20 protein-coding genes, 1 tRNA gene and 1 rRNA gene are annotated in these 23600 nt (G+C 49.8%); 4 read left to right on the forward strand and 18 right to left on the reverse strand.

Translation table 11 applies throughout. From position 1 onward, the window contains the following. The 12 genes from KTG14_RS14795 to tilS all read right to left on the reverse strand — a co-directional run. A 16S ribosomal RNA gene (locus KTG14_RS14795) occupies window positions 1–239 on the reverse strand; the annotation flags it as partial. 350 nt (window positions 240–589) lie between these two features. After that, the gene (gene lysS, locus KTG14_RS14800; protein WP_216971621.1) at window positions 590–2074 is read right to left on the reverse strand and encodes a lysine--tRNA ligase; all 1485 of its coding nucleotides are present in this window, start codon (window positions 2072–2074) and stop codon (window positions 590–592) included. A 142-nt stretch (window positions 2075–2216) separates the two neighbouring features. Beyond that, window positions 2217–2723 (reverse strand): 2-amino-4-hydroxy-6-hydroxymethyldihydropteridine diphosphokinase, encoded by a 507-nt coding sequence (gene folK, locus KTG14_RS14805; protein ID WP_216971658.1) that lies wholly within the window; start codon window positions 2721–2723, stop codon window positions 2217–2219. Then, window positions 2720–3082 carry a dihydroneopterin aldolase gene (gene folB / locus KTG14_RS14810; RefSeq protein WP_216971622.1) on the reverse strand — a complete coding sequence of 121 codons (363 nt, stop codon included), beginning with the start codon at window positions 3080–3082 and terminating at the stop codon, window positions 2720–2722. The genes folK and folB overlap by 4 nt, the downstream gene beginning before the upstream one ends. Before the next feature lie 2 nt (window positions 3083–3084). After that, window positions 3085–3891 (reverse strand): dihydropteroate synthase, encoded by an 807-nt coding sequence (folP, locus tag KTG14_RS14815; protein ID WP_374939905.1) that lies wholly within the window; start codon window positions 3889–3891, stop codon window positions 3085–3087. Between the two features lie 558 nt (window positions 3892–4449). Beyond that, window positions 4450–5391, reverse strand: a complete 942-nt coding sequence (gene cysK, locus KTG14_RS14820; protein ID WP_216971623.1) for a cysteine synthase A — start codon at window positions 5389–5391, stop codon at window positions 4450–4452. A gap of 97 nt (window positions 5392–5488) precedes the next feature. Next, the gene (locus tag KTG14_RS14825; protein WP_216971624.1) at window positions 5489–6421 is read right to left on the reverse strand and encodes a peptidyl-prolyl cis-trans isomerase; all 933 of its coding nucleotides are present in this window, start codon (window positions 6419–6421) and stop codon (window positions 5489–5491) included. Continuing rightward, window positions 6402–7283, reverse strand: coding sequence for an Hsp33 family molecular chaperone HslO (gene hslO, locus KTG14_RS14830; RefSeq protein ID WP_216971625.1), 882 nt, complete (start codon window positions 7281–7283; stop codon window positions 6402–6404). The genes KTG14_RS14825 and hslO overlap by 20 nt, the downstream gene beginning before the upstream one ends. A gap of 16 nt (window positions 7284–7299) precedes the next feature. Beyond that, window positions 7300–8067: a type III pantothenate kinase gene (locus KTG14_RS14835; RefSeq protein WP_216971626.1), complete on the reverse strand. Its 768-nt coding sequence runs from the start codon at window positions 8065–8067 to the stop codon at window positions 7300–7302. A gap of 105 nt (window positions 8068–8172) precedes the next feature. Next, a complete protein-coding gene (gene ftsH / locus KTG14_RS14840) occupies window positions 8173–10188 on the reverse strand; it encodes an ATP-dependent zinc metalloprotease FtsH (protein WP_216971627.1) in 2016 nt (671 codons plus the stop codon). 121 nt (window positions 10189–10309) lie between these two features. Beyond that, window positions 10310–10861 (reverse strand): hypoxanthine phosphoribosyltransferase, encoded by a 552-nt coding sequence (hpt, locus tag KTG14_RS14845; protein ID WP_216971628.1) that lies wholly within the window; start codon window positions 10859–10861, stop codon window positions 10310–10312. Between the two features lie 22 nt (window positions 10862–10883). Continuing rightward, window positions 10884–12275, reverse strand: a complete 1392-nt coding sequence (tilS, locus tag KTG14_RS14850) for a tRNA lysidine(34) synthetase TilS (RefSeq protein WP_216971629.1) — start codon at window positions 12273–12275, stop codon at window positions 10884–10886. Between the two features lie 121 nt (window positions 12276–12396). On the opposite strand from tilS, the gene KTG14_RS14855 reads away from it, so the two are divergent. Continuing rightward, window positions 12397–12470, forward strand: a tRNA-Met gene (locus KTG14_RS14855). Between the two features lie 189 nt (window positions 12471–12659). Here KTG14_RS14855 and KTG14_RS14860 read toward each other — a convergent pair. The 3 genes from KTG14_RS14860 to KTG14_RS14870 form a co-directional block, all read right to left on the reverse strand. Further along, entirely contained in the window at window positions 12660–12842 is a 183-nt protein-coding gene (locus KTG14_RS14860; RefSeq protein WP_216971630.1) for a hypothetical protein, read from the reverse strand. A gap of 251 nt (window positions 12843–13093) precedes the next feature. Beyond that, window positions 13094–13513: a S1 domain-containing RNA-binding protein gene (locus KTG14_RS14865; RefSeq protein WP_058382215.1), complete on the reverse strand. Its 420-nt coding sequence runs from the start codon at window positions 13511–13513 to the stop codon at window positions 13094–13096. Between the two features lie 114 nt (window positions 13514–13627). Further along, window positions 13628–14044: an FtsB family cell division protein gene (locus KTG14_RS14870; protein ID WP_237150299.1), complete on the reverse strand. Its 417-nt coding sequence runs from the start codon at window positions 14042–14044 to the stop codon at window positions 13628–13630. A 241-nt stretch (window positions 14045–14285) separates the two neighbouring features. Between KTG14_RS14870 and KTG14_RS14875 the strand changes: the two genes are divergently transcribed. Genes KTG14_RS14875 through argF form a run of 3 tightly spaced genes read left to right on the forward strand, consistent with a single transcriptional unit; the run spans window position 14286 to window position 19391 of the window. Next, window positions 14286–15353: a carbamoyl phosphate synthase small subunit gene (locus KTG14_RS14875; protein WP_216971631.1), complete on the forward strand. Its 1068-nt coding sequence runs from the start codon at window positions 14286–14288 to the stop codon at window positions 15351–15353. Further along, window positions 15346–18444 carry a carbamoyl-phosphate synthase (glutamine-hydrolyzing) large subunit gene (locus KTG14_RS14880; RefSeq protein ID WP_216971632.1) on the forward strand — a complete coding sequence of 1033 codons (3099 nt, stop codon included), beginning with the start codon at window positions 15346–15348 and terminating at the stop codon, window positions 18442–18444. The genes KTG14_RS14875 and KTG14_RS14880 overlap by 8 nt, the downstream gene beginning before the upstream one ends. Next, window positions 18441–19391 (forward strand): ornithine carbamoyltransferase, encoded by a 951-nt coding sequence (gene argF, locus KTG14_RS14885; RefSeq protein WP_216971633.1) that lies wholly within the window; start codon window positions 18441–18443, stop codon window positions 19389–19391. Before KTG14_RS14880 ends, argF begins: the two co-directional genes overlap by 4 nt. Window positions 19392–20247: 856 nt before the next feature. Here argF and KTG14_RS14890 read toward each other — a convergent pair. Genes KTG14_RS14890 through KTG14_RS14900 form a run of 3 tightly spaced genes read right to left on the reverse strand, consistent with a single transcriptional unit; the run spans window position 20248 to window position 23587 of the window. Next, window positions 20248–20538 (reverse strand): RNA-binding S4 domain-containing protein, encoded by a 291-nt coding sequence (locus KTG14_RS14890; protein ID WP_068487915.1) that lies wholly within the window; start codon window positions 20536–20538, stop codon window positions 20248–20250. After that, a complete protein-coding gene (gene yabN, locus KTG14_RS14895; protein ID WP_216971634.1) occupies window positions 20525–22003 on the reverse strand; it encodes a bifunctional methyltransferase/pyrophosphohydrolase YabN in 1479 nt (492 codons plus the stop codon). The genes KTG14_RS14890 and yabN overlap by 14 nt, the downstream gene beginning before the upstream one ends. 3 nt (window positions 22004–22006) lie before the next feature. Further along, a complete protein-coding gene (locus KTG14_RS14900; protein WP_216971635.1) occupies window positions 22007–23587 on the reverse strand; it encodes a putative polysaccharide biosynthesis protein in 1581 nt (526 codons plus the stop codon). Window positions 23588–23600: the final 13 nt, after the last annotated feature.

Here is a 23600-nt window from a genome sequence, read left to right on the forward strand (position 1 = left end):
GTCCATCCATAAGCGACAGCCGAAGCCGCCTTTCAATTTCGAACCATGCGGTTCAAAATGTTATCCGGTATTAGCACCGGTTTCCCGGAGTTATCCCGATCTGCAGGGCAGGTTGCCCACGTGTTACTCACCCGTCCGCCGCTAAACCAAAGGAGCAAGCTCCAATGGTTCCGCTCGACTTGCATGTATTAGGCACGCCGCCAGCGTTCGTCCTGAGCCAGGATCAAACTCTCCATTATAGAGTAGTTGATTGCTCAATACTGCTGGCGTATCGCCGTCCGAAGACACACGATTCGCTTGATCTGCATACGCTGATCAGTAAGTTGTGTCGCGATCGCTCGCGACTGTATTATTGACGTTTTGCTGTTCAGTTTTCAAGGTTCATATGTTAATTCGCTTAATGTGACAGCGACTTTTAAATACTACCAAACTTCCTAAAAAGAGTCAATAGTTATTTTTCACTTCTTTTCATCTCGCTTTTTACTAAAAACGCGACAAGAAATATCTTATCACCTTATCACGGTGAACGCAATAGTTTTTTTAAAAAAACCGAAAAAGCTACTTAGCTTCTCCGGTTTCCATAAGCACTTTATTCTTTTGGTCGCATCTGAGGAAATAGTAGCACATCACGAATCGATGCTGAATTGGTTAGTAACATAACTAAGCGGTCAATCCCAATTCCTAACCCGCCAGTTGGAGGAAGCCCGTATTCTAATGCTTCGATAAAGTCCTCATCCATTTCATGAGCTTCATCGTTTCCTTCTTCTTTTTCAATGAGTTGCGCTTCGAAACGTTCGCGCTGATCGATCGGATCGTTTAATTCTGTAAAGGCATTTGCGTGCTCTCTGCGGACAATGAAGAGTTCAAAACGATCTGTAAAACGCCCATCTTCCGGGTTCTTCTTGGCAAGCGGAGAAATTTCCACCGGATGCCCATAGATGAATGTAGGCTGAACCAATTGTTCTTCGACTTTCTGTTCGAAGAATTCATTAAGAATATGTCCAACTTCCATGGTCGGTTTGATTTCGATGCCATGTTCCTTAGCAAGTGCTTGTGCTTCTTCCTTCGACATTTGCTGCCAGAAGTCTATACCCGTGTATTCTTTAACAGCGTCTGCCATATGCAGGCGTTTCCAGCCCGGGGCCAGATTGATGTCTTCTTCTCCATAACGCACAGTAGTTGTGCCAAGAACTTCTTGTGCAGTATGGGCAATCAAGTTCTCGGTCAAAGACATGATGTCATTGTAATCAGCATATGCTTCATAAAGTTCGAGCATCGTGAATTCTGGATTATGACGGGTGGAGATTCCTTCGTTACGGAAGACGCGCCCGATTTCATAAACTTTTTCTAAGCCACCTACAATGAGGCGTTTCAAATGAAGTTCGATAGCGATACGAATATATAATTGCATGTCTAGCGCATTGTGGTGCGTAATGAATGGACGTGCAGTGGCTCCACCAGCAATTGAGTGAAGCATTGGCGTTTCAACTTCCAAGAAACCTTGGTTATCTAGATAGCGACGCATCGCTTGGATAATGCGGCTGCGTAAGATGAACGTCTCTTTGCTGTTTTCGCTAACAATCAAGTCAAGGTAGCGCTGACGATAGCGCTGTTCCACGTCTTTTAAACCGTGAAATTTCTCTGGCAATGGGCGAAGGGCTTTCGTGAGATATTCTACTTCTTGTGCTTTAATGGAAAGTTCGCCGACATTTGTTTTGAAAACAGTACCGCGAACGCCGATGATGTCTCCCAAATCTGCTGTGTTGAAAAATTCATAGGAATCTTCTCCAATTGCGTCTTTGCGGACGTAAATTTGGATTTGTCCTTTCAAATCTTGAAGATGCGCGAATCCTGCTTTACCTTTTCCACGCTTCGTCATGATGCGTCCGGCAATAATAACTTCCACAGATTTTTCTTCTAGCTCTTCTTTCGAGAACTGATCATATTGTTCAACGATTTCTTGCGAGAGATGCGTGCGTTCGAAACGTTTTCCGAATGGATCGAGTCCATGTTCGCGGAAGTTTTGCATTTTCTGGCGGCGCACCACTAATTGGTCATTCAATTCTTCTGACATATCCTACACTCCTTTTTCTATTAAAACCACGTGCTTTCGTGTATTTATCCATTGTACACAATTTTCCGTACCGTTACATAAGAAAAGTTGCCGTTTTCTTGGCCGCCTCTAACTGGATTCTCTGTCGTTCTGTTTATCGTAATTAATCCAGTGAATCAATTTCCGTCCTTAAAAAGGCCGTTACGCTACTATAGGCTTCCCATAAAGCTACTTCTTGTGTTTCTAGTTCTGCTGGTATCACTAGTGATGGCAATAGTTCGCGTAAAGGCACGAGCACAAATGCCCGCTCATACATACGCGGGTGTGGAATCGTGAGCTTCTCTGTTATGAGTTGCTCTTGACCATACAACAATATATCCAGATCCACCGTTCGCGGCCCCCAGCGAACGAGTCGCTCCCGCCGTAAAGTTTGCTCAACTTCTTGGCAGGCATCCAATAACTCCAATGGCGACAGGCTGGTTTCTAGCCGGACTGCTATATTCAGGAATGCTCCCTGGTCTAAGTAGCCTACCGGTGCCGTTTCATAAATAGATGATATTTCTATATTAGAAATAGCCGGGTTCGCTTGGAGCAAGCGAACCGCTTCTTGAAGTTGCGCTTTTCGGTCTCCCAAATTCGAGCCAAGGGATAGATAAGCTACGTTCATCAGAAGTTGCCCCGAGTAATATCGATGGCCACTGATTGATAATGGCCAGGAATTGGCGGGTCTGGTTTGATCAACTGGACGCGCACTCCTTGAACTAGCGAGAACTGGCTCAATAATTTAGCCGCTACTGTTTCAGCCACGGCTTCGACTAGTTTTTTCGGTGTTCCTTCAATAATTTCGCGGCATGCTTCGTACGCTTCGCCGTAATGAACGGTGTATTCCAATTCATCGGTTTCCCCGGCGCGCGTTAAATCGACTGCCAGTGTTACAGTTGCCCGGAAACGCTGACCCAGTTTCTGCTCTTCCGGAAAAACACCGTGATAGCCATAAAACGCCATTTCATTTAAATGAATATAATCCATGTTTATCCCTCCACCTTTTTCATTCCTGTTAAGACATCCATCATGCGGACCGTTCGTACCGTTTCTTTTACATCGTGCACTCGGACGATTCGACAGCCTTTCATGACGCCGAATGCCACTGTAGCGAGCGAGCCTTCTAACCGCTCATCGACGTTGACGTCCAGCAGCTTGCCGATAAACGATTTTCGGGATGTGCCGAGAAGCACCGGGTAGCCCAGTGCGACAAACTGATCGAGCCGTTGCATCATCTCGACATTTTGCGCCAAGGTTTTGGCGAATCCGATGCCGGGGTCGATCCAGATATGTTCGTCAGGCACTCCCGCCTCTCGCGCAATGTAAATGCTTGCCTCGAGGTCTTCTTTAACTTCTTGCCAAAAATTATCGTAGCTCGCTTTGGGGCGGTTATGCATCAAGATAATCGGCGTTTGAGTATTTGCCGCTACTCGGGCGATTTCGGAATCGTATTTAGCCCCCCAGACGTCATTGATGATATGTGCTCCCGCTTCAACAGCAGCACGCGCGACAGTAGATTTATATGTATCGATGGAAATAACCGCCTCTGTTTGTTGTGCAAGCGCCCGTATGACCGGAACGACGCGGGCAATCTCCTGCTCATCCGAAATTTGCGTATGCCCGGGGCGTGTCGATTCGCCGCCTATGTCAATGATGTCCGCCCCATCTACAAGCATTTGCTTTGCGTGCGCAACTGCTTGTTCCACATTATCGAACTGTCCGCCATCAGAAAACGAATCCGGCGTGATATTCAAAATGCCCATCACGAGTGTTCTTGTGTTCATCTCTAAATTCATTTTCGATTCACCGTCCATATAAGGATTGAAGGAATACAAGCATTTCCCAGGAAATACTTTTCTGTAAACTGACTCCATCTTATCGTGAATCCATTTTTTCTGCACAAAAAAGAGCCCTTTTTTCAAGGGCTCTTTCCAGGCTGTCAAGAAAGGTAAGAAGTCGTATTTTCCGAAGCTTATCGCTCGCTTTCCGCGGGGCGGGAATCGAGCCTCCTCAGCCGCTATCGAAACCCTTGTGCTCAACTCTCACTTCGTTCGAGTATCGCAAATGACTGAACTCAGCACAGCTTCGCTCATTCATTGCCTGCGGGGTCTCTCAAACCCGCTGCTTCGCTGCTCCCACAGGAAAGATAAGGTCGAACTACGTGAGAACTTATCTTTGCTAAGTAATGCGAAGCATTATTGAGCAGAAGGTTTTACGAGCAAACGCTTCTCCAAATACTAAGCTAGATTTTTGATTTTAAAATGTCAAAACGCAATCACTTTTTTAAAAGTGATAGTAGATTGTAGACTTATTCAACACTCTGAAAAGAGCCCTTTTTTCAAGGGCTCTTTCGCTTATCCGTTATTTTCATCAAATTGATAAAGTGGCGTGCTCAAATAGCGTTCGCCGTTTGATGGCAAGATCGCCAAGACTTTTTTGCCTTTGCCGAGTCTTTTCGCGAGTTCAAGCGCGGCGTAAATCGCTGCACCTGATGAGACACCTCCGAGGATGCCTTCTTCGCGGGCCGTTTTGCGGGCAAACTCATAGGATTGATCATTGCTTACTTGCATAATCTCGTCGTAGATTTCGGTGTTTAATACCGCTGGAACAAAACCGGCGCCGATGCCTTGGATTTTGTGGGGACCGGGTTTTCCACCAGATAAAACGGGAGAATCGGTCGGCTCAACCGCTACGATATGGACGTTCGGGAAATGTTCTTTCAATACTTGGCCAGCCCCAGTAATGGTACCGCCTGTCCCGATGCCCGCAATGAAGCCATCCAATTGATCCATCGCTTCCACGATTTCAGGACCCGTTGTCAACCGGTGAACTTCTGGGTTTGCATGATTGTTAAACTGCTGAGGCATGAACCAGGAGTTTTCGGCTGCCAATTTTTCAGCCGTTTTGATAGCACCGTTCGGTCCGTTCATGCCATCGGGTCCTGGTGTTAAGACCAGCTCTGCACCATATGCGCGCAACAAGTTGCGGCGTTCCATGCTCATTGTTTCAGGCATGACGAGCACGCTGCGGTAGCCTTTTGCTGCTGCGATTATGGCCAGTCCAATGCCGGTGTTGCCGCTTGTCGGTTCGATTAGCGTATCGCCTTCTTGTAAGTCGCCGGATTTTTCAGCTGCTTCGATCATCGCAAGCGCGATCCGGTCTTTGACGCTAGAGCCTGGGTTGAAGTATTCCAATTTAACGTAAACTTCCGCATCTTCAGGTCCTGTTAGCCGGTTTAATTTAACAATCGGTGTTTGCCCAATCAATTCGGTAATTGAATTTCCTACTCGTGCCATGTTTACCACTCCTAATCCCTACTATTTTTGTCGACATTATTTGTTCCATCGTATCAATTGCCGCATGAGCTGTCAATTTTCGAGGCACGTCACTGCGTTATTCCCCTTCGCCATAAAACCATTCAGCGTCGAACTCTTGCCAGAAAGCTTCTGGCGAGACGGATTGGGGCAATTGTTCAAGGGCCAGTTCACGGCTGATGTGCTCTTTCACTTCATCGAAGTCGAATGTGCGGCCTTCAATTTTTTCTTTTACCATAATGACGGCAGTCCGGCCATCTTCTAAGGCTAATGGAGCCGACCACGAACCCGGTTCGATGCTTTCCACCGTTTGCGCGATTTGCGGATCAATCGACGCTTGGCCTGGAGAGACAAAGCCGATATCGCCGCCGAGATTGCCTGTGGCATTATCAATCGAGCGCTCGCGGGCGAGTGCTTCGAAACTGGAGCCGTTATCGAGTTCTTTAATCGTTTCTTCTGCCTCTGCTTTGGAATTCAAGACGATCATGCTCGTACGGTAGGAATCTTTGACATCGTAAATTGTGCGATTGTCTTCATAGAAATCTTCGATAGCCTGGTCTTCGATGAGGACATCTTTCGTCAAGACTTTCTCCAAGATCAATTGCGCTTTTACTTTGTCACGCTGACGTTCGCTGTCACTCGCATACAGCAACTCTTCAGTCCCGTCCTGTGCGGTCCGCATCATAGCCAATTCCAGATCGATTTCCTTATCGGATACTTCAATGCCGTAATCATCTGCCGCTGCGGCCATGACTTTTTCATTGACCAATTCGAGAAGGGCGCTTCGGCCATGTTGCTGTTCCATCGATGCCATCCATTCAGCACGCGTAATTTCTTCCCCATCGACTGCTGCGACTTCTTCATTTGCGGCACTGCTGCCATTCGGGATGAGCCAAGCGATGAACCATAGTACATTGGCCAGCAATAAAATGCCGATGACCATTAATACGGGTTTCGTTTTCAAGTGGCGCTTCTGTTTCAGCGGTGTCGTGTTATTTCGATTCGAGTTCATTGAACAGCGCTTCCAATTCTTCTTTGTTGTAATGATACTTTTCGTGACAGAAATGACATTCAGCTTCTGCTTGCCCGTCTGTGTCGATCATTTGGCGGATTTCTTCTTTACCAAGCCCTATGATGCCCTCTGCGAATTTTTCTTTAGAACACGTACACTGAAACTGCACGGGCATTTCTTCGAGAATTTGAACATTGTCTTTTCCTAGTACTTCTTCCAAAATCTCTTCAGGCGTGAGCCCTCGCTGAATCATGGAGGAAACCGGTTCGATGTTCGCCAAGCGTTGTTCGATCAATGTAATGGTTTCGTCGTCGATGTCCGGCATCAATTGAATGATAAAGCCGCCTGCTGCGAGCACGGAATTGTCGGTATCGACGAGCACACCAAGCCCAACAGATGAAGGCACTTGTTCGGAGACGACGAAATAATAGGTCAAATCTTCCGCGATTTCCCCGGAGACAATCGGCGTCTGTCCTGTGAAATAATCGCGCATGCCTTGGTCTTTGACGACCGACAGCATGCCATCCGTGCCGACAACGCCTCTGACATCGAGTTTGCCGCTTTTGCTGTCGACATGGCTTTGCGGATTGGCGACATAACCGCGCACATTGCCTTTGGCGTCACTGTCGACCAATAGATGCCCAACCGGACCGCCTGCTTCGATTTTCAGAGTGACACGGTCTTCTCCTTTTAGCATGGCGCCGAACATGACGCCGCCTGTCATCAAGCGGCCAAGAGCTGCTGTTGCAGCAGGCCATGTCTGGTGGCGGCGCTGCGCCTCCCCGACCGTTTGTGTCGTGTTGACTGCAAATGCACGGACGTTTCCATTAAAGCCGAGTCCGCGAACTAAATAATCTGGCATGTGATTCTCCCTTTCCTTACGCTTGATTGCGTTTATAAATGAAATGCAGGCCTTTTAATGTCAAAAACGGGTCTATGTGGTCGATCATATCCGACTCTGCTGCAATCAGCGGCGCAAGTCCGCCTGTTGCGATGACTGTCGAGTGTTGCTTACTTTGCTTTTTCATGCGGGTGATGATGCCTTCCGCCTGGCCGACATAGCCATAGACGATGCCCGCTTGCATCGCTGAAATGGTGTTTTTCCCGACGACCGAATCGGGACGCGTGATTTCAATGCGCGGCAATTTCGATGCCCGGGTGTATAACGCTTCGGTTGAGCTTTGGATCCCGGGTGCGATGGCGCCGCCTTGGTATTGATTGTTTTCGTCAATATAACAGAATGTATTAGCAGTGCCGAAGTCGACGATGATCAAAGGGCCGCCGTATTCCTGTATAGCTGCGACGGCATTGACAATGCGGTCCGCGCCCACTTCACGCGGGTTTTCGTATTTGATGTTGAGGCCGGTTTTGACGCCAGGTCCGACGACTAGTGCTTTGGTATGGAAATATTTTTGTGCCATGCGCTCAAGTGCAAACATGATCGGCGGGACGACGGACGACATGATGACCCCATCGATTGATTCAAAGCCCAAGCCGACGTGATTTAAAAACGCTTTGATCTGCATGGCGTATTCATCTTCGGTTTTGTGGCGGTCGGTTTCCATCCGCCAATGGTGCAGGAGTGTATCGTTATCGTATACGCCAAGGACGATATTGGTATTGCCGGTATCCATCACTAAGATCATAAATTCTCCCCATTTATCTGCTGAATTTCCAACACATCATACCATAATTCCGCAAAAGCAAAAAGCCGGTGCCAAGCCCCTTTCAGGGATGGCACCGGCTTTTGTTTATTTACGGTCTTCTCGGATCGGTCCTTGCGAATCAGTTGATGAGCCTTCTTCCGGCAAATCTCCTGATGACGGATCATTCGGTGCGCCCGTTACGTCCGGGTTTACCTCGTCTGTTTCCGTTTCGCTTTCTTCGTCTGTTTCATATCGGCCGTTCAAGGCTTCATAAGAACGTTCCGGCAAAGTTCCGTGTTCTTTCAAATGCATGATTTGAGCGGCATCGAGTGTTTCCACTTCGAGCAATGTGTTGGCGAGCAGTTCGAGAAGCTCGCGTTTTTCCGTGAGGATCTCTTTTGTCCGGACATATTGCTCTTTGATGATGCGTTGGATTTCTTGATCGATCTCGAATGCAATGGCATCAGAATAGTTTTGATCCGAGTTGAAATCGCGTCCAAGGAAGACGTTGCCGCCTTGGGATTGGCCGAATTGAATCGGGCCGATCTTATCGCTCATCCCATATTCAGTTACCATGCTGCGGGCAATCGCTGTTGCACGCTGGAAGTCATTATGTGCACCAGTCGATACCTCGCCAAAGACGATATCCTCTGCCACACGACCGCCGAGCAAGCCGGCAATCTTATCGAGAAGTTCTGGTTTGGTCATGAAGTAACGATCTTCACGTGGCAGCATGACGGCATATCCACCAGCCTGGCCGCGCGGCACGATCGTTACTTTATGGACGATATCCGCATCGTCCAAGATCAATCCGATAACCGTATGACCTGATTCATGGTAAGCGACGATATTGCGTTCTTTTTTCGAAATGACACGATTCTTCTTAGCTGGACCGGCAATAACGCGGTCTGTCGCTTCGTCGATATCGGACATGTCGATTTTCTTTTTATTGCGGCGAGCGGCTACAAGAGCTGCCTCGTTCAATAAGTTCTCAAGGTCTGCACCGGAGAAGCCAGGCGTACGCTGGGCGATTGCCTTCATGTCGACCGTGTCGTCAAGCGGCTTGTTGCGCGCATGGACTTTCAACACTTCTTCGCGTCCTTTAACATCCGGGCGGCCGACTGTGATTTGGCGGTCAAAACGGCCAGGACGCAGAAGTGCCGGATCCAGAATATCTGGACGGTTGGTTGCAGCGATGATGATGATGCCTTCGTTTGCGCCGAAGCCATCCATTTCGACGAGCAATTGGTTGAGCGTTTGTTCACGCTCATCATGCCCGCCGCCAAGGCCGGCGCCGCGCTGGCGGCCGACTGCATCGATTTCATCGATGAAGATGATACATGGTGCATTCTTCTTCGCGTTTTCGAACAAATCACGAACACGTGAAGCCCCGACACCAACGAACATTTCGACGAAGTCTGAACCACTGATGGAGAAGAACGGCACGCCTGCTTCGCCGGCTACTGCGCGGGCAAGCAAGGTTTTACCGGTACCCGGAGGCCCGACAAGCAAGATCCCTTTCGGAATGCGTGCACCGATCTCACCGAAGCGTTTCGGATCTTTTAAGAAGTCCACTACTTCGACAAGCTCTTGCTTTTCTTCATCCGCTCCAGCTACATCATCGAAGCGAACTTTTTGTTTCTGGTCATCGTACAATTTCGCCTTACTTTTCCCGAAGTTCATCACTCGGCCGCCACCGCCGCCTTGTGATTGGTTCAACAAGAAGAAGAACAGGATGAAAATGATGATGAATGGAATGATGCCTGTGAAGAATGAAACCCAGCCGCTTGTTTGCGGCGCTTTCAAGAACTCGACTTCCACTCCCTCTTGGGCTGTCGCGAGCTCGTCAATTTGCGCCACCAATGCCTCGTTTTCAATCGGAACATTAGTCACAAACGTTTCGCCTTCATCGTAATCGGCCATTTCACCGGTCACTTCGTACACTTGTGCATCAGGCTGGATCGTGACATTCTCAATCTCGCCCGCGTTGAGTGATTCCAAGAATTCGTTATAGCTAATATTTTGCGTCGGTTGGTTGCTATTATTGAAAGTTCCTAGAATACCGATGATGACTAGGAATATCAGTAGATAAAATATGGTGTATCGGAATATTCGATTCATCCCGCGCCTCCTCACAAAGTTTCCCAAAACTATACTAAATACTAACACAGGGACAAAAATGCATACAATGAAAAGCCTTTACCGCATGCTTGAAATCATCGGTTCTTTGAACGTTCTTTGACTATTCCTCTTCGCTGCTGTAAACGGACGGCTTAAGAATCCCAATATAAGGAAGGTTGCGGTATTTTTCTGCGTAGTCTAAGCCATAGCCGACAACGAACGCATCCGGCACTTCAAAGCCGATATAATCCGCTTTTAAATCCACTTTACGTCCAGTAGGCTTGTCGAGAAGCGTAACAATTTTAATGGAATTCGCTTTGCGGTATTTGAACAAATCCACCAAATAGCTCAGTGTCAGCCCGCTGTCGATGATATCTTCAATGATCAGCAAGTCACGGCCTTCGACGCTTGCGTTCAAATCTTTGACGATTTTGACTTCGCCTGAAGAAACTGTTGCGTTTCCATAGCTTGAAACATCCATGAAATCCATTTCGACGTAACCGTCAAAGCGTTTCATGAGGTCGCCCATAAATGGCATGGCGCCTTTCAATACGCCGATGGCAAGCGGATATTTCCCTTCATAATCACGCGTCAATGTATCGCCGAGTTCGCGTGCTTTTTCTTGAAGTTGTTCTTCACTGATCAATACTTCTTTAATGTCCTTTTGTAGCATGGTGGGCCTCCTAGTTTCTTCCTCATTTTGCATAGTCTATGCATTGTTCAACTAATACTCGGTTGTCTTCCGGACGCTTGGTCCGACTCAGGCAAGCGGCGATGCGCAAACCGGGCACTAGTAATACTCGATGTGTTCCGGCCACGATGATTGGCCAGTTGTCCCGTTGGTATGACGGAATCTTTTCGTCAATCATCAACCGCGCCAGTTTTTTCGCCTGGTTCATGCCCGCAAGCAAGATCCGGTCGCCCGGTTCCCTTCCGCGGAGTGTGAAATCCGTCTCCTCGGATTGAAAATACCAAAAAACAGCATTCTCTACTTCCGGTTCTTCGCCGACTGGCACGATCCGGTAACGGGAACCAAGGACAGGCGGGGACCAAACATGGCCGATATCTGCCCGCTGGCACTCCAGGTATTCTCTTGGTTTTTCGAAGGATACCTGGTCGTATTGGCGTGTCATCATATAATTTTGCGGCAAATGTAAAAAAACAGTGCCCGAGGAACTTTGCAGCAGCTCGCGCACTTGTTCCACCAAATGGCTCGTTATTAACACTCGCTTGTCATCATATAGATAGTTTAATAGTAGTAGAACCATCCTTTTTTGTAAAGCAGAGGGCTGGCTTCTGAAACTTTCGGCAGAAATACGCAATTCCTTATCTGACAACAACAATTCTTTTAGCGTTTGTTCAGCGAGCTGCTGAAGGAACGTTGCATCTTCATTGAGTTGTTCGGCAAGCTCAGAAAAGTGTAACGAAGCGCGAGGATTTTCCTGTGCCATCGCCGGCCCGATGGTCTTGCGGATGCGGTTGCGCGTGTAAGTGTCACTGGCATTACTCGGGTCTTCGCGGTATGGCACTTTGTTTAGTTCTGCATACTGGGCAATTTCCGCTTTGGTGACAGCAAGCTGCGGCCGGACGAGCATGCCGCCGCCAAATGGTCGCTTAATGCGCATGCCAAAAGCCCCTTTATGCAAGCTGCCGCGCATGCCTTCCATCAAAATGGTCTCCAATTGGTCGTCTGCGTGATGGGCCGTGATGAGGATCGTGGATTCGGTTTTTTCCATCACTTGGTCGAATACCCGGTAACGTTCTTCCCGGCAGACACTTTGCGTGTTTCCGCCATTTTCAGCTAAAATCGCAGGGATAGGGACTGCAAAACTTTCACATGGCACCTCCCACAGCTGGCATTGCTGCTCGACAAAACGGCGGTCTTCTGCAGATTGTTCGCCCCTCAGCATGTGATCGATATGTACCGCTGTTAGATGCACGCCCAATTGATGCCGTTTTTTCGAGAGAAAATGCAACAGAACCATTGAATCGATGCCGCCCGAAACACCGATGACGAGACGATCGCCTTTTTCAAATAGCCTGTGTTTTTTATGGTATGCAAGCAGCGTTTGTTCATAATGGTCCACGGCACACCCTCCTGTTCTGTATATATTGCGCTTCAAATAAAATAAATATCGTAAAAACATAAAATGCTGATTGACACATATGTATTAAGGATAGTATGATATAAACTGTTCGTTTGAACAAGGCGGCGTAGCTCAGCTGGCTAGAGCGTACGGTTCATACCCGTGAGGTCGGGGGTTCGATCCCCTCTGCCGCCATCCTGTTATAAGCAGCGCCCTCCATCACGGAGGGCGCTGCTTTTTTTATGCTAAAAAAGTATCCATCTGCTTGGAATGGTGGGCGTCGTGTTTCGTGAGATTTCTGAACTAGCGACTCATGGTTATTTCTTTCCCCCGACGTAAATACTGCTGTCCACTTTTCTGGAGTTGCAGCAGTAAGCCTTTGCTTCAACATTCGCCGTTCTTCAATGGCTTGGCTGATGATGGCCGGAAAATCCATCGTCTTGGCTTTATCGATTGCGCATCGGTTGAATCAACTTCTAGCAACGGTTCCAGATGCGCCCCTGCTGTCATATGCGGCAAGTGTTCGTCCCGGATCAAACGATTCCATTCCGCGAGATGCATGACCATCTGCGCGATCAGCTTGTGTGCATCATCGGATTCAGATAGAGTCTACTTGCTACGATTCCATATAGACTTCGTACTCGTCAAATGCCTGAAGAACTTGCTGTTGTTTCATCCCTTTACACACACTCCGTTCTCCTACCGCTTCGTGTTTTTCGGCCGATAAAAAAACGCCCTCCCCCGAAAGGAGAGGCGTTCCATGTTCATATTCAACTAAGTTGAAGCATTTTCTCTATGCTATTAAAACAGCTAGCAAGTTAGCCTCTTTTCGCACCACGACCGCCACGTTTAGATTCTGTGGCACGCTTAAGCGTCGACAGGTTGTCTTCGCTGTCTTTCAGGAATTTTGCCATCTTCGTTTCGAAGGTTTCCTTAGGGGCGCGGTCAAAAGAACGATTGTTCGGACGCGGACGGCTTGGACGGCTGGTACCGCCTTCTGGCTGAGGCTTCGCTTTGCGGATCGACAAACCGATTTTCCCGTCTGCTTCTACATTCATCACTTTCACTTCTACCATTTCGCCAACTTTCAAGTGATCGTTAATATCTTTCACATAGTTGTCGGCGACTTCACTAATATGCACGAGGCCTGTTGCACCGGTTGGAAGCTGTACGAACGCTCCAAAGTTTGTAATACCCGTGACTTTTCCTTCTAACTTGCTGCCTACTTCAATCGACATAAAAAAAATGCTCCTCCTTAAAATTTAAGATGACTCCGGATTCGGGCCAAATTGACAGTTTGCGGGACTAATCCCACCTTTAATTATAGCGATGAAAGGAAGAGTGTCAACCGACTACTCTTTTTCTTCGCTATCTTCTTGTGGTTTTTCGGCATCATTCGGCAAAGTGAATATGACCTCACCTTCATCCGACAAGAAATAATCCTTGCGCGCAAGCTTTGAAACGTAATCGTCATCATTCAACAAACGGATCTGTTCTTCAAGCTTGGCTTGCTGCTTTTGCACTTCTTCAAGCTCAGCCAATTTTTCCTCTTGCAGCTGTTCTTTGCCGGCAATGGTTTGGGATTGTGCATAAATGGTCGACCCAAGCCAAATGCTCGTCAATAGCACAACCAAGCCAAACACCGCTAGCCGCCTGTACAAAACCACTTGATGCCGTTTTTTCCGTGCGTCTTCGATTTCTACAGCCCGCGTGTATTCATTTTGCAGCGGGGTCACTCCCTGATTTTCGTGCATTTTCTCTCTCTTCACTTATGGACGCCCCTTCCCAATTGATTTTGTGATTATTATACATGAAAAACATTCCATATAAAAAGATTTTCTGTAAGCCCTTTCTCCTTTTTTCTTGCATTTTAACGGAATTTAACCATGCCTCCATTATTTAATAAAAATGCTATTGACTTAATTTTTATGCAACACTATAATACAGGACACATCTTTTATTATAAAAATTAGTTATATTGCATATATATTCATGAAAGGAGTGTGGAGTATGACGGGGAAATTGGTTTTGGCGAATGGAACATCATTTACGGGAATGTGGCACGGCACGCAAACAGCGGTACAGGGAGAGGTCGTCTTTTTCACTGGCATGACAGGCTATGAGGAAGTCATTACCGACCCTTCCTATAAAGGGCAGGTCATCGTTTTTTCCTATCCATTGATCGGACAATACGGCATCGAATCACTTTATGCACAATCTGAAAAAATCCAAGCCTCGGGCATCATCGTTGCAGAGCTGTATGCGGGCCCGTTACCCAAACAGGCAATTTCGCTGGCACAATTCGCCGAAGCGCAAGGCGTTCCGCTCCTGAGCGGCATCGATACACGCTCAGTCATCCAACATGTCCGTGAAACGGGCACCATGCCGGCGCAGCTGCTTCACGAGAACACGACTGAACAGCCGTGGCAAATGATTAAGACCGACTTTTTCCCGGCCAGCGAAGCGGCAGAGACGAAGCAGCTCGGCGAAGGCCCTTTGCATATCGGCCTGGTCGATTTCCATTACAAAGCTTCTATTTTAAAAGAATTGCTCGCTCTCGGCTGCACGGTCAGCATCATTCCCTATAACGCGGCAATCGAGATTCCTGAGGATTTGGAAATCGATGGTCTATTATTTTCAAACGGACCGGGAGACCCCAAAGCGCTGAACAGCTGGCTGCCGGTGTACCGAGCATGGGCAGAGCGCTATCCGTCCTTCGGCATTTGCCTCGGCCACCAAGTGCTAGCAGCCGCTTTCGGCGCAACAACCACAAAGCTCGCATACGGGCACCGCGGCGCCAATCATCCCGTTAAAAATAACAAGACCGGACGCGTCAGCATGAGCTCCCAAAACCACAGCTATGTCGTCGAAGCAGCAAGCTTGTCGGACACGCCGTTTGAAGTGTTATACGAAAACGTTAACGACGGCAGCATCGAAGGCTTGATCCATCCGCAATTGCCGATTACGACGGTTCAATTCCACCCGGAAGCAGCTCCCGGCCCAGCGGATCACCTTGCTTTGTTCCACCAGTTCCTAGAGACCGCAAATGAAATGAAGAAGGTGAAAATGCATGCCTAAATTAGACTCTATTGAAAAAGTGCTCGTCATTGGATCCGGCGCTATCGTCATCGGGCAAGCCGCAGAGTTCGACTATTCCGGCACTCAAGCGTGCTTGGCTCTAAAAGAAGAAGGCATCGAAATAGTGCTCATCAATAACAACCCGGCAACGATCATGACCGATGAAAGCGTCTCGGACAAAGTGTATTTCGAACCAATGACACTCGAATCCGCTACGAACATCATCGAGAAAGAACGTCCGGACGGCCTGCTTGCGACTGTCGGCGGCCAGACCGGCTTGAATTTGGCAATGGCGCTCGCGGATGCCGGCATCTTGGAGCAATACGGCGTCGAATTGCTCGGCACCGATATGACCGCCATCAAAAAAGCGGAAGACCGCGACCAGTTCCGCTCCTTGATGAAGCAACTCGGCGAACCGGTGCCAGATTCCGACATCATCTATTCACTCGACGGGGCGCTCGCTTTTGCACAGCGCACGGGCTATCCCGTTATCGTCCGCCCGGCCTATACGCTCGGCGGTTTCGGCGGCGGCATCGCAAGCGACGAAGCAGCTTATATCAAGCTGGTCACGCAAGGCTTGTCGGCGAGCCCGATCAAGCAATGCCTCGTCGAGACGAGCATCGCCGGCTATAAGGAAATCGAATATGAAGTGATGCGCGATGCAGCGGGCACATGCATCACGGTCTGCAATATGGAGAACTTGGATCCGGTCGGTGTGCATACCGGCGATTCGGTTGTCGTCGCCCCGAGCCAAACTTTGAACGATCCGGATTTTCACATGTTGCGCACGTCTTGCATCAACATCATCGAAGCGCTCGGCATCATCGGCGCCTGCAATGTGCAGTTCGCCCTCCATCCGGAAACCTCCGATTATTTTTTGATTGAAGTCAACCCGCGCGTCAGCCGCTCATCCGCGCTCGCTTCCAAAGCGACCGGCTACCCGATCGCGAAGATCGCCGCCAAGCTCGCAATCGGCTATACGCTCGATGAATTGAAGAACCCGGTGACCGGCACGACCTACGCCAGCTTCGAGCCGGCACTCGATTACGTCGCCTTGAAAATCCCGCGCTGGCCGTTCGACCAATTTCCTTTAGCGGACCGCACGCTTGGCACGCAGATGAAGGCGACCGGCGAAGTGATGGCGATCGAACGCCGCATGGAAGCCGCTATGCAAAAAGCGCTGCGCTCGCTTGAGCTGCCGATAGACGGGTTCCGCCTTCCCGCCATCTCCTCATTGCCAACGGGCGATTTATTGGAACTCGCAATGAAGCCGGACGACCGCCGTTTGTTCGTGCTGTTCGAATTGCTTATCCGCGGAAAGTCTATCGATGAACTGCATGCCTTCACCGGCATCACGCCTTATTTTTTGTATGTGTTGTCGAATATCGTTACAGAATGGCAAGATCTTTGCTCAATCCGCTGGCACGACGTCACCGCTGAGCGTTTGCTGCAAGCCAAAAAACTCGGTTTCAGCGACCAGCAAATGGCCGATATTTGGAATGTGTCGGCAGTTGAAATTTGGGGGCAGCGCAGAAGCTATAAAATTGCGCCAGCTTACCGGATGATCGATACATGCGCCGCTGAGTTCCGTTCGAATACAAATTATTTCTATTCTACATGGGACAATGCCGCAGACGTCGACCGCTCGAATGATGCGAAAAAAGTCGCGGTCGTCGGATCCGGCCCAATCCGCATCGGGCAAGGCATCGAATTCGATTATTGCTGTGTGCACAGCGTCATGGCTGCACAGAAGCTTGGCTATGAAGCGGTCATGATCAACAACAACCCAGAAACCGTCAGCACCGATTACGAAGTGGCCGATGCGCTTTATTTCGAACCGATCACGGCGGAAGATGTCTTGAACGTCCTGGAATTTGAGGGCATCCACCAAGTCATCCTCCAATTCGGCGGCCAGACTTCGCTTAATTTAGCGAAAGCGCTAGAACAAGCCGGCATCACGGTACTTGGTTCATCGGTCGATTTGCTGGATCAAATGGAAGACCGCGACCGCTTTTATGCGTTTCTCGAGTCGATCGGCTTGCCGATCATCCCCGGGACGACGGCGAATGCGCCAGAAGACGTACAGCCGGCAGCTTCCAAGCTCGGCTTCCCGGTCTTGCTTCGCCCTTCTTATGTCATTGGCGGACGCGGCATGATCGTGCTCCACGACCAATCGGAGCTGGATGCTTGGCTCGCGGGCGCGGATAAAGCATTTCCAGTATTGGTCGACCATTTCGTCACCGGCAAAGAAGCCGAAGCCGATATTTTAACGGACGGCGACAACGTCTGGGTGTCGGCGATCTTCGAGCATCTCGAAGGAACCGGTGTCCATTCCGGCGACAGCATCGCGAGCACGCCGCCCGTGACATTAACAGATGTCCAGCAGCAAAAGCTGATCGATACCGCAAAGCATATTGCGAGGCAGCTTGACTACACAGGGCTATTCAATATTCAATTCGTCTACGAAGAAGATCAATTGTTCGTCATGGAAATCAATCCGCGGGCGTCGCGCACAGCACCGATCAGCTCGAAAGTGACGGATGTACCGCTCGTTCAGCACGCTACCGCTTTATTGCTCGGTGTGCCGTACGATGAGCTCGGCATTGAAGACATGTATAACGGACAACCGGACTTCAGCGTCAAAGCGCCGGTGTTCTCCCATATTAAATTGCCTGGCCTGTCCCCTGTCCTGTCGCCCGAGATGATGTCGACCGGCGAAGTGATTGGCACAGCCAAGCTGTTTGAAGACGCGCTCGAAAAAGCATTGACCGGCGCTTCCGTCCAGCTGGCGAAACTTGCAACAGGCTCAACGCTATTCGCCGCCCAGGACAGCGCCGATTATGAGCAACTCAATTCTTGGCGCGCACAAGGCTTCACGATCGTCACCGAAGACCAACTTTCTTTTGACGAGTGGTTATTATCGAAAGATGCCGCCGCCTATATCGATTTTTCCGAAACGCCTGACGCCGGCCGCATGGCGCAAGCGGCTATCCACCGCCTGCATGCCTGGTCACGCCCGGAGACTGCGGGCGCTTACGCCGCAAGCCAAAAAATCCAATCTGAACGTTTGAAAGGAGTGCTTGCCCAATGACGATGATCATGCCGCTTGCCCCCACTATTGCCCAGGAAGATTTTCTATCATTGAAAGACTATCGCACCGAGGAGATCCTCGATTTGCTGAATTTGGCGATTGAGTTGAAAAAACCCGAAAATAAATACTTGCCGCTCTTGAAAGGAAAAGTGCTCGGCATGATCTTTGAGAAATCGTCGACCCGCACGCGTGTGTCGTTCGAAGCCGGTATGCTGCAGCTCGGCGGCCACGCGATGTTCTTGAGTTCACAGGATACCCAGCTCGGACGCGGTGAAACGATTGCCGATACGGCCCGTGTATTATCCGGGTACTTGGACGGATTGATGATCCGCACCTTCCATCAATCCGCCGTTGAAGAGCTCGCTGAGTTCAGCTCGATTCCCGTCATCAATGGCTTGACTGATGATTACCACCCGTGCCAAGTGCTGGCCGATTTAATGACGCTCTTAGAGCATTTCGGCGAGCTCAAAGGCCGCAAGCTAGCGTATATCGGAGATGGCAATAATATGGCCAATTCCTTGATGATCGGCGCTGCAAAAGTCGGACTCGATATCGCGATCGCTGCCCCGGCAGGCTACGAGCCGCAAGCGGAAATGGTCGAACTCGCACGGGCCATCGCAAAAGATACCGGTTCTGTAGTGACGGTGACCAATGATCCCGCCGAAGCCGTGAACAATAGCGACGCAATCTATACAGATGTCTGGGCGAGCATGGGTCAGGAAGCGGAAGCCATTAAACGTTTGAATGATTTTGAAGGATTCCAAGTGAACGCGGAACTGGTTCAGCACGCGAAAGCGGATTACATCTTTATGCACTGCCTCCCGGCGCATCGCGAGGAAGAAGTAACGACCGATATTTTGGAAGGCCCCCATTCGGTCATTTTCCAGGAAGCCGAAAACCGCCTGCATGCCCAAAAAGCAGTGCTCGTAACTTTGATGGGAGATTGAACTTATTGATACGAATGAAGAGCCTTGCCTGCAACTGGCGAGGCTCTTCATTCGGGTTGGCGAATTTTAGCGGAGTGGCGTTTTCATGTATGGAGGAGGAAGCTGTGTTTTGTCATCACCTTGGTAGCCACCGCCTCGCTTGGGGTTGAGCTTTCGCCATGAGCCAGAAAGAACACCTGTCTCTTGGTTTCGCTTCACCCTTAAGCGCGAGGGGCTTGGACATTTCGTTGAATCTAGTGAGTCAGATGGATTCGGTTTTGGATGGTTCGTCCACTTTTGGGTAAGTAGCTTAATTGGTTAAGCGAGTTGGGTCATGAAGTTTATGTGCGACGAGGTTCGTTCATTGTATTTTGCATCGCTTTGTTAGTCGCTGCCTCGCTTGGGGTTGGCCTTTCGCAATGAGCCAGAAACCCGCTGTCTCATTGCTTCGGCTCACCCTTGTGCGCGTGGCGGCTTGGATATTTCATTGAAGTAAATAAGTAAGATGGTTCCGGTTTTGTATAACTCGTCTGCCTTTGAGTATGTCGCTTAGTTGGCAATGCATGTGCTGAACAAAATCAGTAAACTGGTCTACAGAGAAAAAGTGCACTTTATTTCTTCATTTGCTGAGTGGAGAGGATGACACAACTACTTACCAATCTAAATCTAGAGATGAAGCGGAAACTGCTGACTCCTGGGGGATCGAGCGGGACTGGAGAGACAAATGTGTCGCGCTTTTTTGCGGCACATTGCTCGATGCCCGCCCCTAGGCAAGCGTCCGCCCGAAGCGCAATCTCCACCCGTAACTCTTACACGCCAAAAGTTGCACAGCACAAAAAGAACCCAACCGCTAACCGGCTGGGTTCTTTTTCATTCTTTATGCTTCGTCGTCCACAAAGCTCGGGTCTACTTTATCAAGCTTTTCTTCGTTCAGGATCGTGTACATTTCCGCGGTTTGTTCTTTGCGGACGTTTTCGCGCAATTGGTCGATGCGGGCAGTAACCACTTTTTGCCCGAAACGGATTTGCAGTTCGTCGCCTTCTTTGATGACGCTGCTCGCTTTTGCTTTATTGCCATTGACCAAAATGCGGCCTTGGTCGGCTACTTCTTTCGCCAAAGTGCGGCGCTTGATCAAACGGGATACTTTCAGGAATTTATCGAGTCTCATGATTTTCGTCCTCTCCATGTCCAGCTTTCGCTTCGTTCCAGAAGCTATCGAGCTGGTCTAATGTGTAATCTGAAAATGTGCGGCCGTCTTCTTGTGCACGGCGTTCCACGTGCGAAAAGCGCATACGGAATTTGTGGTTGGCCTGGACCATCGCCTGTTCGGGCGACAAGCCGTAAAAACGTGCGATGTTGACGAGCGTGAACAACAAATCGCCGAATTCATCGAGCTGCTGGTCTTTGGAACCATTCGCCACTTCAACCTTGAACTCCTGCAATTCCTCTTCGAACTTCGCCCATGCACCGTCCGCGTCTTTCCACGTAAAGCCTGCTTTCGCCGCTTTCTTCTGGTAATTATACGAGGTCAAAAGCGACGAACTAAAGCGGTCCTGGCCATCGAGCAGCGATTCTCCTGCCGGTTTTTCCTGGTGTTTGATCGCTTGCCAATTATCGACCACTTCATCTGCCGACGCCACTTCCACATCGCTGAACACATGCGGATGACGGCGAATCATTTTATCACTAATGGCTTCTAGCACATCTTCGAGTTGGAAATAGCCGCTGTCTTGGCCGATTTGCGCGTGCAAGAATACTTGCAGCAGCACATCGCCGAGTTCTTCCGCGATAGCTTCGTCATCTTCCTCTTCGATCGCCTGCAGCAATTCGTGCGCTTCTTCGAGTAAATAAGGGCGCAGTGATTCATGTGTCTGCTCGCGGTCCCATGGGCAGCCTTCAGGACTGCGCAGTTTCGCGATAATCTCACGAAATGTCTGCCATTCTTTCAAACGCTGCGTCTGCTCCGTTGCAGGCGGCACATAGACAGTCGTCAAATTATCGATTTCCGCCGAACGGTCGAGTTCGTGGAGCGGCACCGTACGCAGGCGCTCTGAAGTGGCCCCTGCGGCTGTAACAATCGTTACCGGGTAATCTTCCGGGTATTTCTCCATTAGCGACAGTTTCACTTCGGATGCGCTGAATTGGTCATACACTTGCGCGATCAAAATGTGTTCGGTCATATTCAACCGGTCGCTGTCGAGGCCGATGCCGTCGACCAGCTGGAAGCCTTCGATCGGATCGATGCGCAATGCACCGAATATGGCGTCCAAAAAGCTTTGCCCCCCGGCGATCGACAATTCACAGCGTCCTTGTTTTTCTGCTTCGATCAAAAATTGCACCGTCTGTTCCGCAACGAGCGGATGTCCCGGCACTGCGTAATAAACGGATGCGTTTTCCGCAAGCGCAATAAGCGTCTCGGCGATTTCCTTATAAACCGGCGCAAAATCGTCATGCTTTTCGTAAATTGCATCAAAACTCTCGTAACGTAAGCCTTCTGTCTCCAGCTCTGTAACGACCGGGTGATCCGCTGTCCGCAAGTAAAGCGGGTCCGCCTCTTTCAAGGTACGGTATACGCCGAGCGGCAATTGCAGAAGATCCCCGGCGCCGAGGCCGAGTATATGAATGGTATGCATTGTCTAACTCCTTTTCTTTCGTGGATTGAGCGCCAATTGCAACGCAGCCAGCCGGCGTCCGAACGGGATAATGTACCATTCCCTTTCGGTGATGATCCGTGATTTTGCCACCACCAGTAAAAACACGGCAGCGCCGAGCGGCACGGCGGTCAGTGTGATGAATACGGCTTCCCACCGACCGGACCATGGCAATAGCGGCACGATCACCACTACAAAGGCGTACACCGCGATCGTCATCGCCACGGACGCTGCCAGGAGCCAGCCATAAAAACGGGCGCGAGCAAATTGCAGCGGCCAAACTTTCTTAAAATACCGGATGAGCGCTGCCGCAATAAAGACCAAGCCAATATTGCCGGCAAGCGCTGCTCCGGTGATGCCGTACAGTGGCACGAGCAATAAATTGCCAGCCAGTTTCAGAATCAAGCCGATAAACAATAACAGCGCCGGCACGCGGATTTTTCCGAAACCGTACAGAATCGCCGTCAGCACCAGCACAAGTGACATCGAAACGATTTGCCAATTAAAAACGATGAGTGCAACAGATCCGTCTGGGGTCTGGAATAAAGCTTCATTCACATAAGGCATAACCAGCGTCAACCCGGCGGACGCGGCGACAGCAAACAACACCGACACACGCAAAGCCAGGCTCGCATAAAGTGCCGGGCTGCGGCCGCTTTTTTCCTGCATCGTATGTGCAATAAGCGGCACGAGCGACAGCGTCAAAGAAGTCGCCAATAAAATCCCGAATTGCACGAGCGGTTGCGCACGATCGTAGATGCCTTTTTGTTCCATGGCGGCCTCTGTTCCGAGCGGCTGTTCGAGCAGACGATAGACAGTAAACGAATCGACAAGCTGAAACAGTACCAATAACAGCGAGCTCATACTGACGCTGAGACTCGTAACGAGCAGTTTCTTCGCCGTTCCACGGTGGAAAGTATCAATCGGACGCTCTCTTTGACTCCGATAAGAACGCCATAATAATAACACAGCCGCGAATGCACCGGCCCCTGCCGCTGCGATGGCCACTTGCCCTGCCGCATAAAGCGACAATCCCGAGCTGACTGCAGCAAATGCGCCAATCAGAATGACTGCGACGCGCACTGCCTGTTCTGTGATTTGCGCAGTGGCGACCGGCGCCATATTGCCAGTTGCCTGAAGTCGGCCTTTCATAATCGCAAGCGGCGCCATGAAGACGACCGCAAACGCACCCGCCCGCAGTAATCCGGCAAGCAAAGGGTCGCCCATCCAGCCCGCGAGCACGCCAGCACCCAAGTAAAGCACAGCAAACGCGGAAGCCGAAATGATGGCGATGAGCCAAAATGCAGCGCGCAAAATGCCTGCGTGCTCTATGTCCTGATACTCTGCCAATAATTTCGACACGGCGACTGCAAAACCGTAGGACGTCCAAATGCCGAAAATCGCAACAAATGGATACACTTGTTGATAAATATAAAAGCCCTCGTCACCGACCAGGTTCTGAAACGGCACCCGGTAAACAGCGCTCAGCAGTTTGACGACAAATCCTGCGAGCGTAAGCAACGCGGCACCTTTCATGAAGTTGGCCATCGAATGTTGTGCCGTCATCTGCCTCTGCCTC

It is taken from the genome of Planococcus sp. CP5-4_YE (assembly GCF_019042655.1).
GTDB lineage: Bacteria > Bacillota > Bacilli > Bacillales_A > Planococcaceae > Planococcus.

Bases quoted from the DNA above. Each gene is read 5' to 3' on its own strand.
- KTG14_RS14835 (WP_216971626.1), bottom strand. From the start codon at position 8,067: ATGATCTTAGTGATGGATACCGGCAATACCAATATCGTCCTTGGCGTA.
- KTG14_RS14890 (WP_068487915.1), bottom strand. From the start codon at position 20,538: ATGAGACTCGATAAATTCCTGAAAGTATCCCGTTTGATCAAGCGCCGC.
- KTG14_RS14865 (WP_058382215.1), bottom strand. From the start codon at position 13,513: ATGTCGATTGAAGTAGGCAGCAAGTTAGAAGGAAAAGTCACGGGTATT.
- lysS (WP_216971621.1), bottom strand. From the start codon at position 2,074: ATGTCAGAAGAATTGAATGACCAATTAGTGGTGCGCCGCCAGAAAATG.
- folB (WP_216971622.1), bottom strand. From the start codon at position 3,082: ATGGATTATATTCATTTAAATGAAATGGCGTTTTATGGCTATCACGGT.
- KTG14_RS14900 (WP_216971635.1), bottom strand. From the start codon at position 23,587: ATGACGGCACAACATTCGATGGCCAACTTCATGAAAGGTGCCGCGTTG.
- KTG14_RS14860 (WP_216971630.1), bottom strand. From the start codon at position 12,842: ATGGTCATGCATCTCGCGGAATGGAATCGTTTGATCCGGGACGAACAC.
- yabN (WP_216971634.1), bottom strand. From the start codon at position 22,003: ATGCATACCATTCATATACTCGGCCTCGGCGCCGGGGATCTTCTGCAA.
- KTG14_RS14825 (WP_216971624.1), bottom strand. From the start codon at position 6,421: ATGAACTCGAATCGAAATAACACGACACCGCTGAAACAGAAGCGCCAC.
- ftsH (WP_216971627.1), bottom strand. From the start codon at position 10,188: ATGAATCGAATATTCCGATACACCATATTTTATCTACTGATATTCCTA.
- argF (WP_216971633.1), top strand. From the start codon at position 18,441: ATGACGATGATCATGCCGCTTGCCCCCACTATTGCCCAGGAAGATTTT.
- KTG14_RS14880 (WP_216971632.1), top strand. From the start codon at position 15,346: ATGCCTAAATTAGACTCTATTGAAAAAGTGCTCGTCATTGGATCCGGC.
- hslO (WP_216971625.1), bottom strand. From the start codon at position 7,283: ATGCCAGATTATTTAGTTCGCGGACTCGGCTTTAATGGAAACGTCCGT.
- cysK (WP_216971623.1), bottom strand. From the start codon at position 5,391: ATGGCACGAGTAGGAAATTCAATTACCGAATTGATTGGGCAAACACCG.
- folP (WP_374939905.1), bottom strand. From the start codon at position 3,891: ATGAATTTAGAGATGAACACAAGAACACTCGTGATGGGCATTTTGAAT.
- KTG14_RS14875 (WP_216971631.1), top strand. From the start codon at position 14,286: ATGACGGGGAAATTGGTTTTGGCGAATGGAACATCATTTACGGGAATG.
- hpt (WP_216971628.1), bottom strand. From the start codon at position 10,861: ATGCTACAAAAGGACATTAAAGAAGTATTGATCAGTGAAGAACAACTT.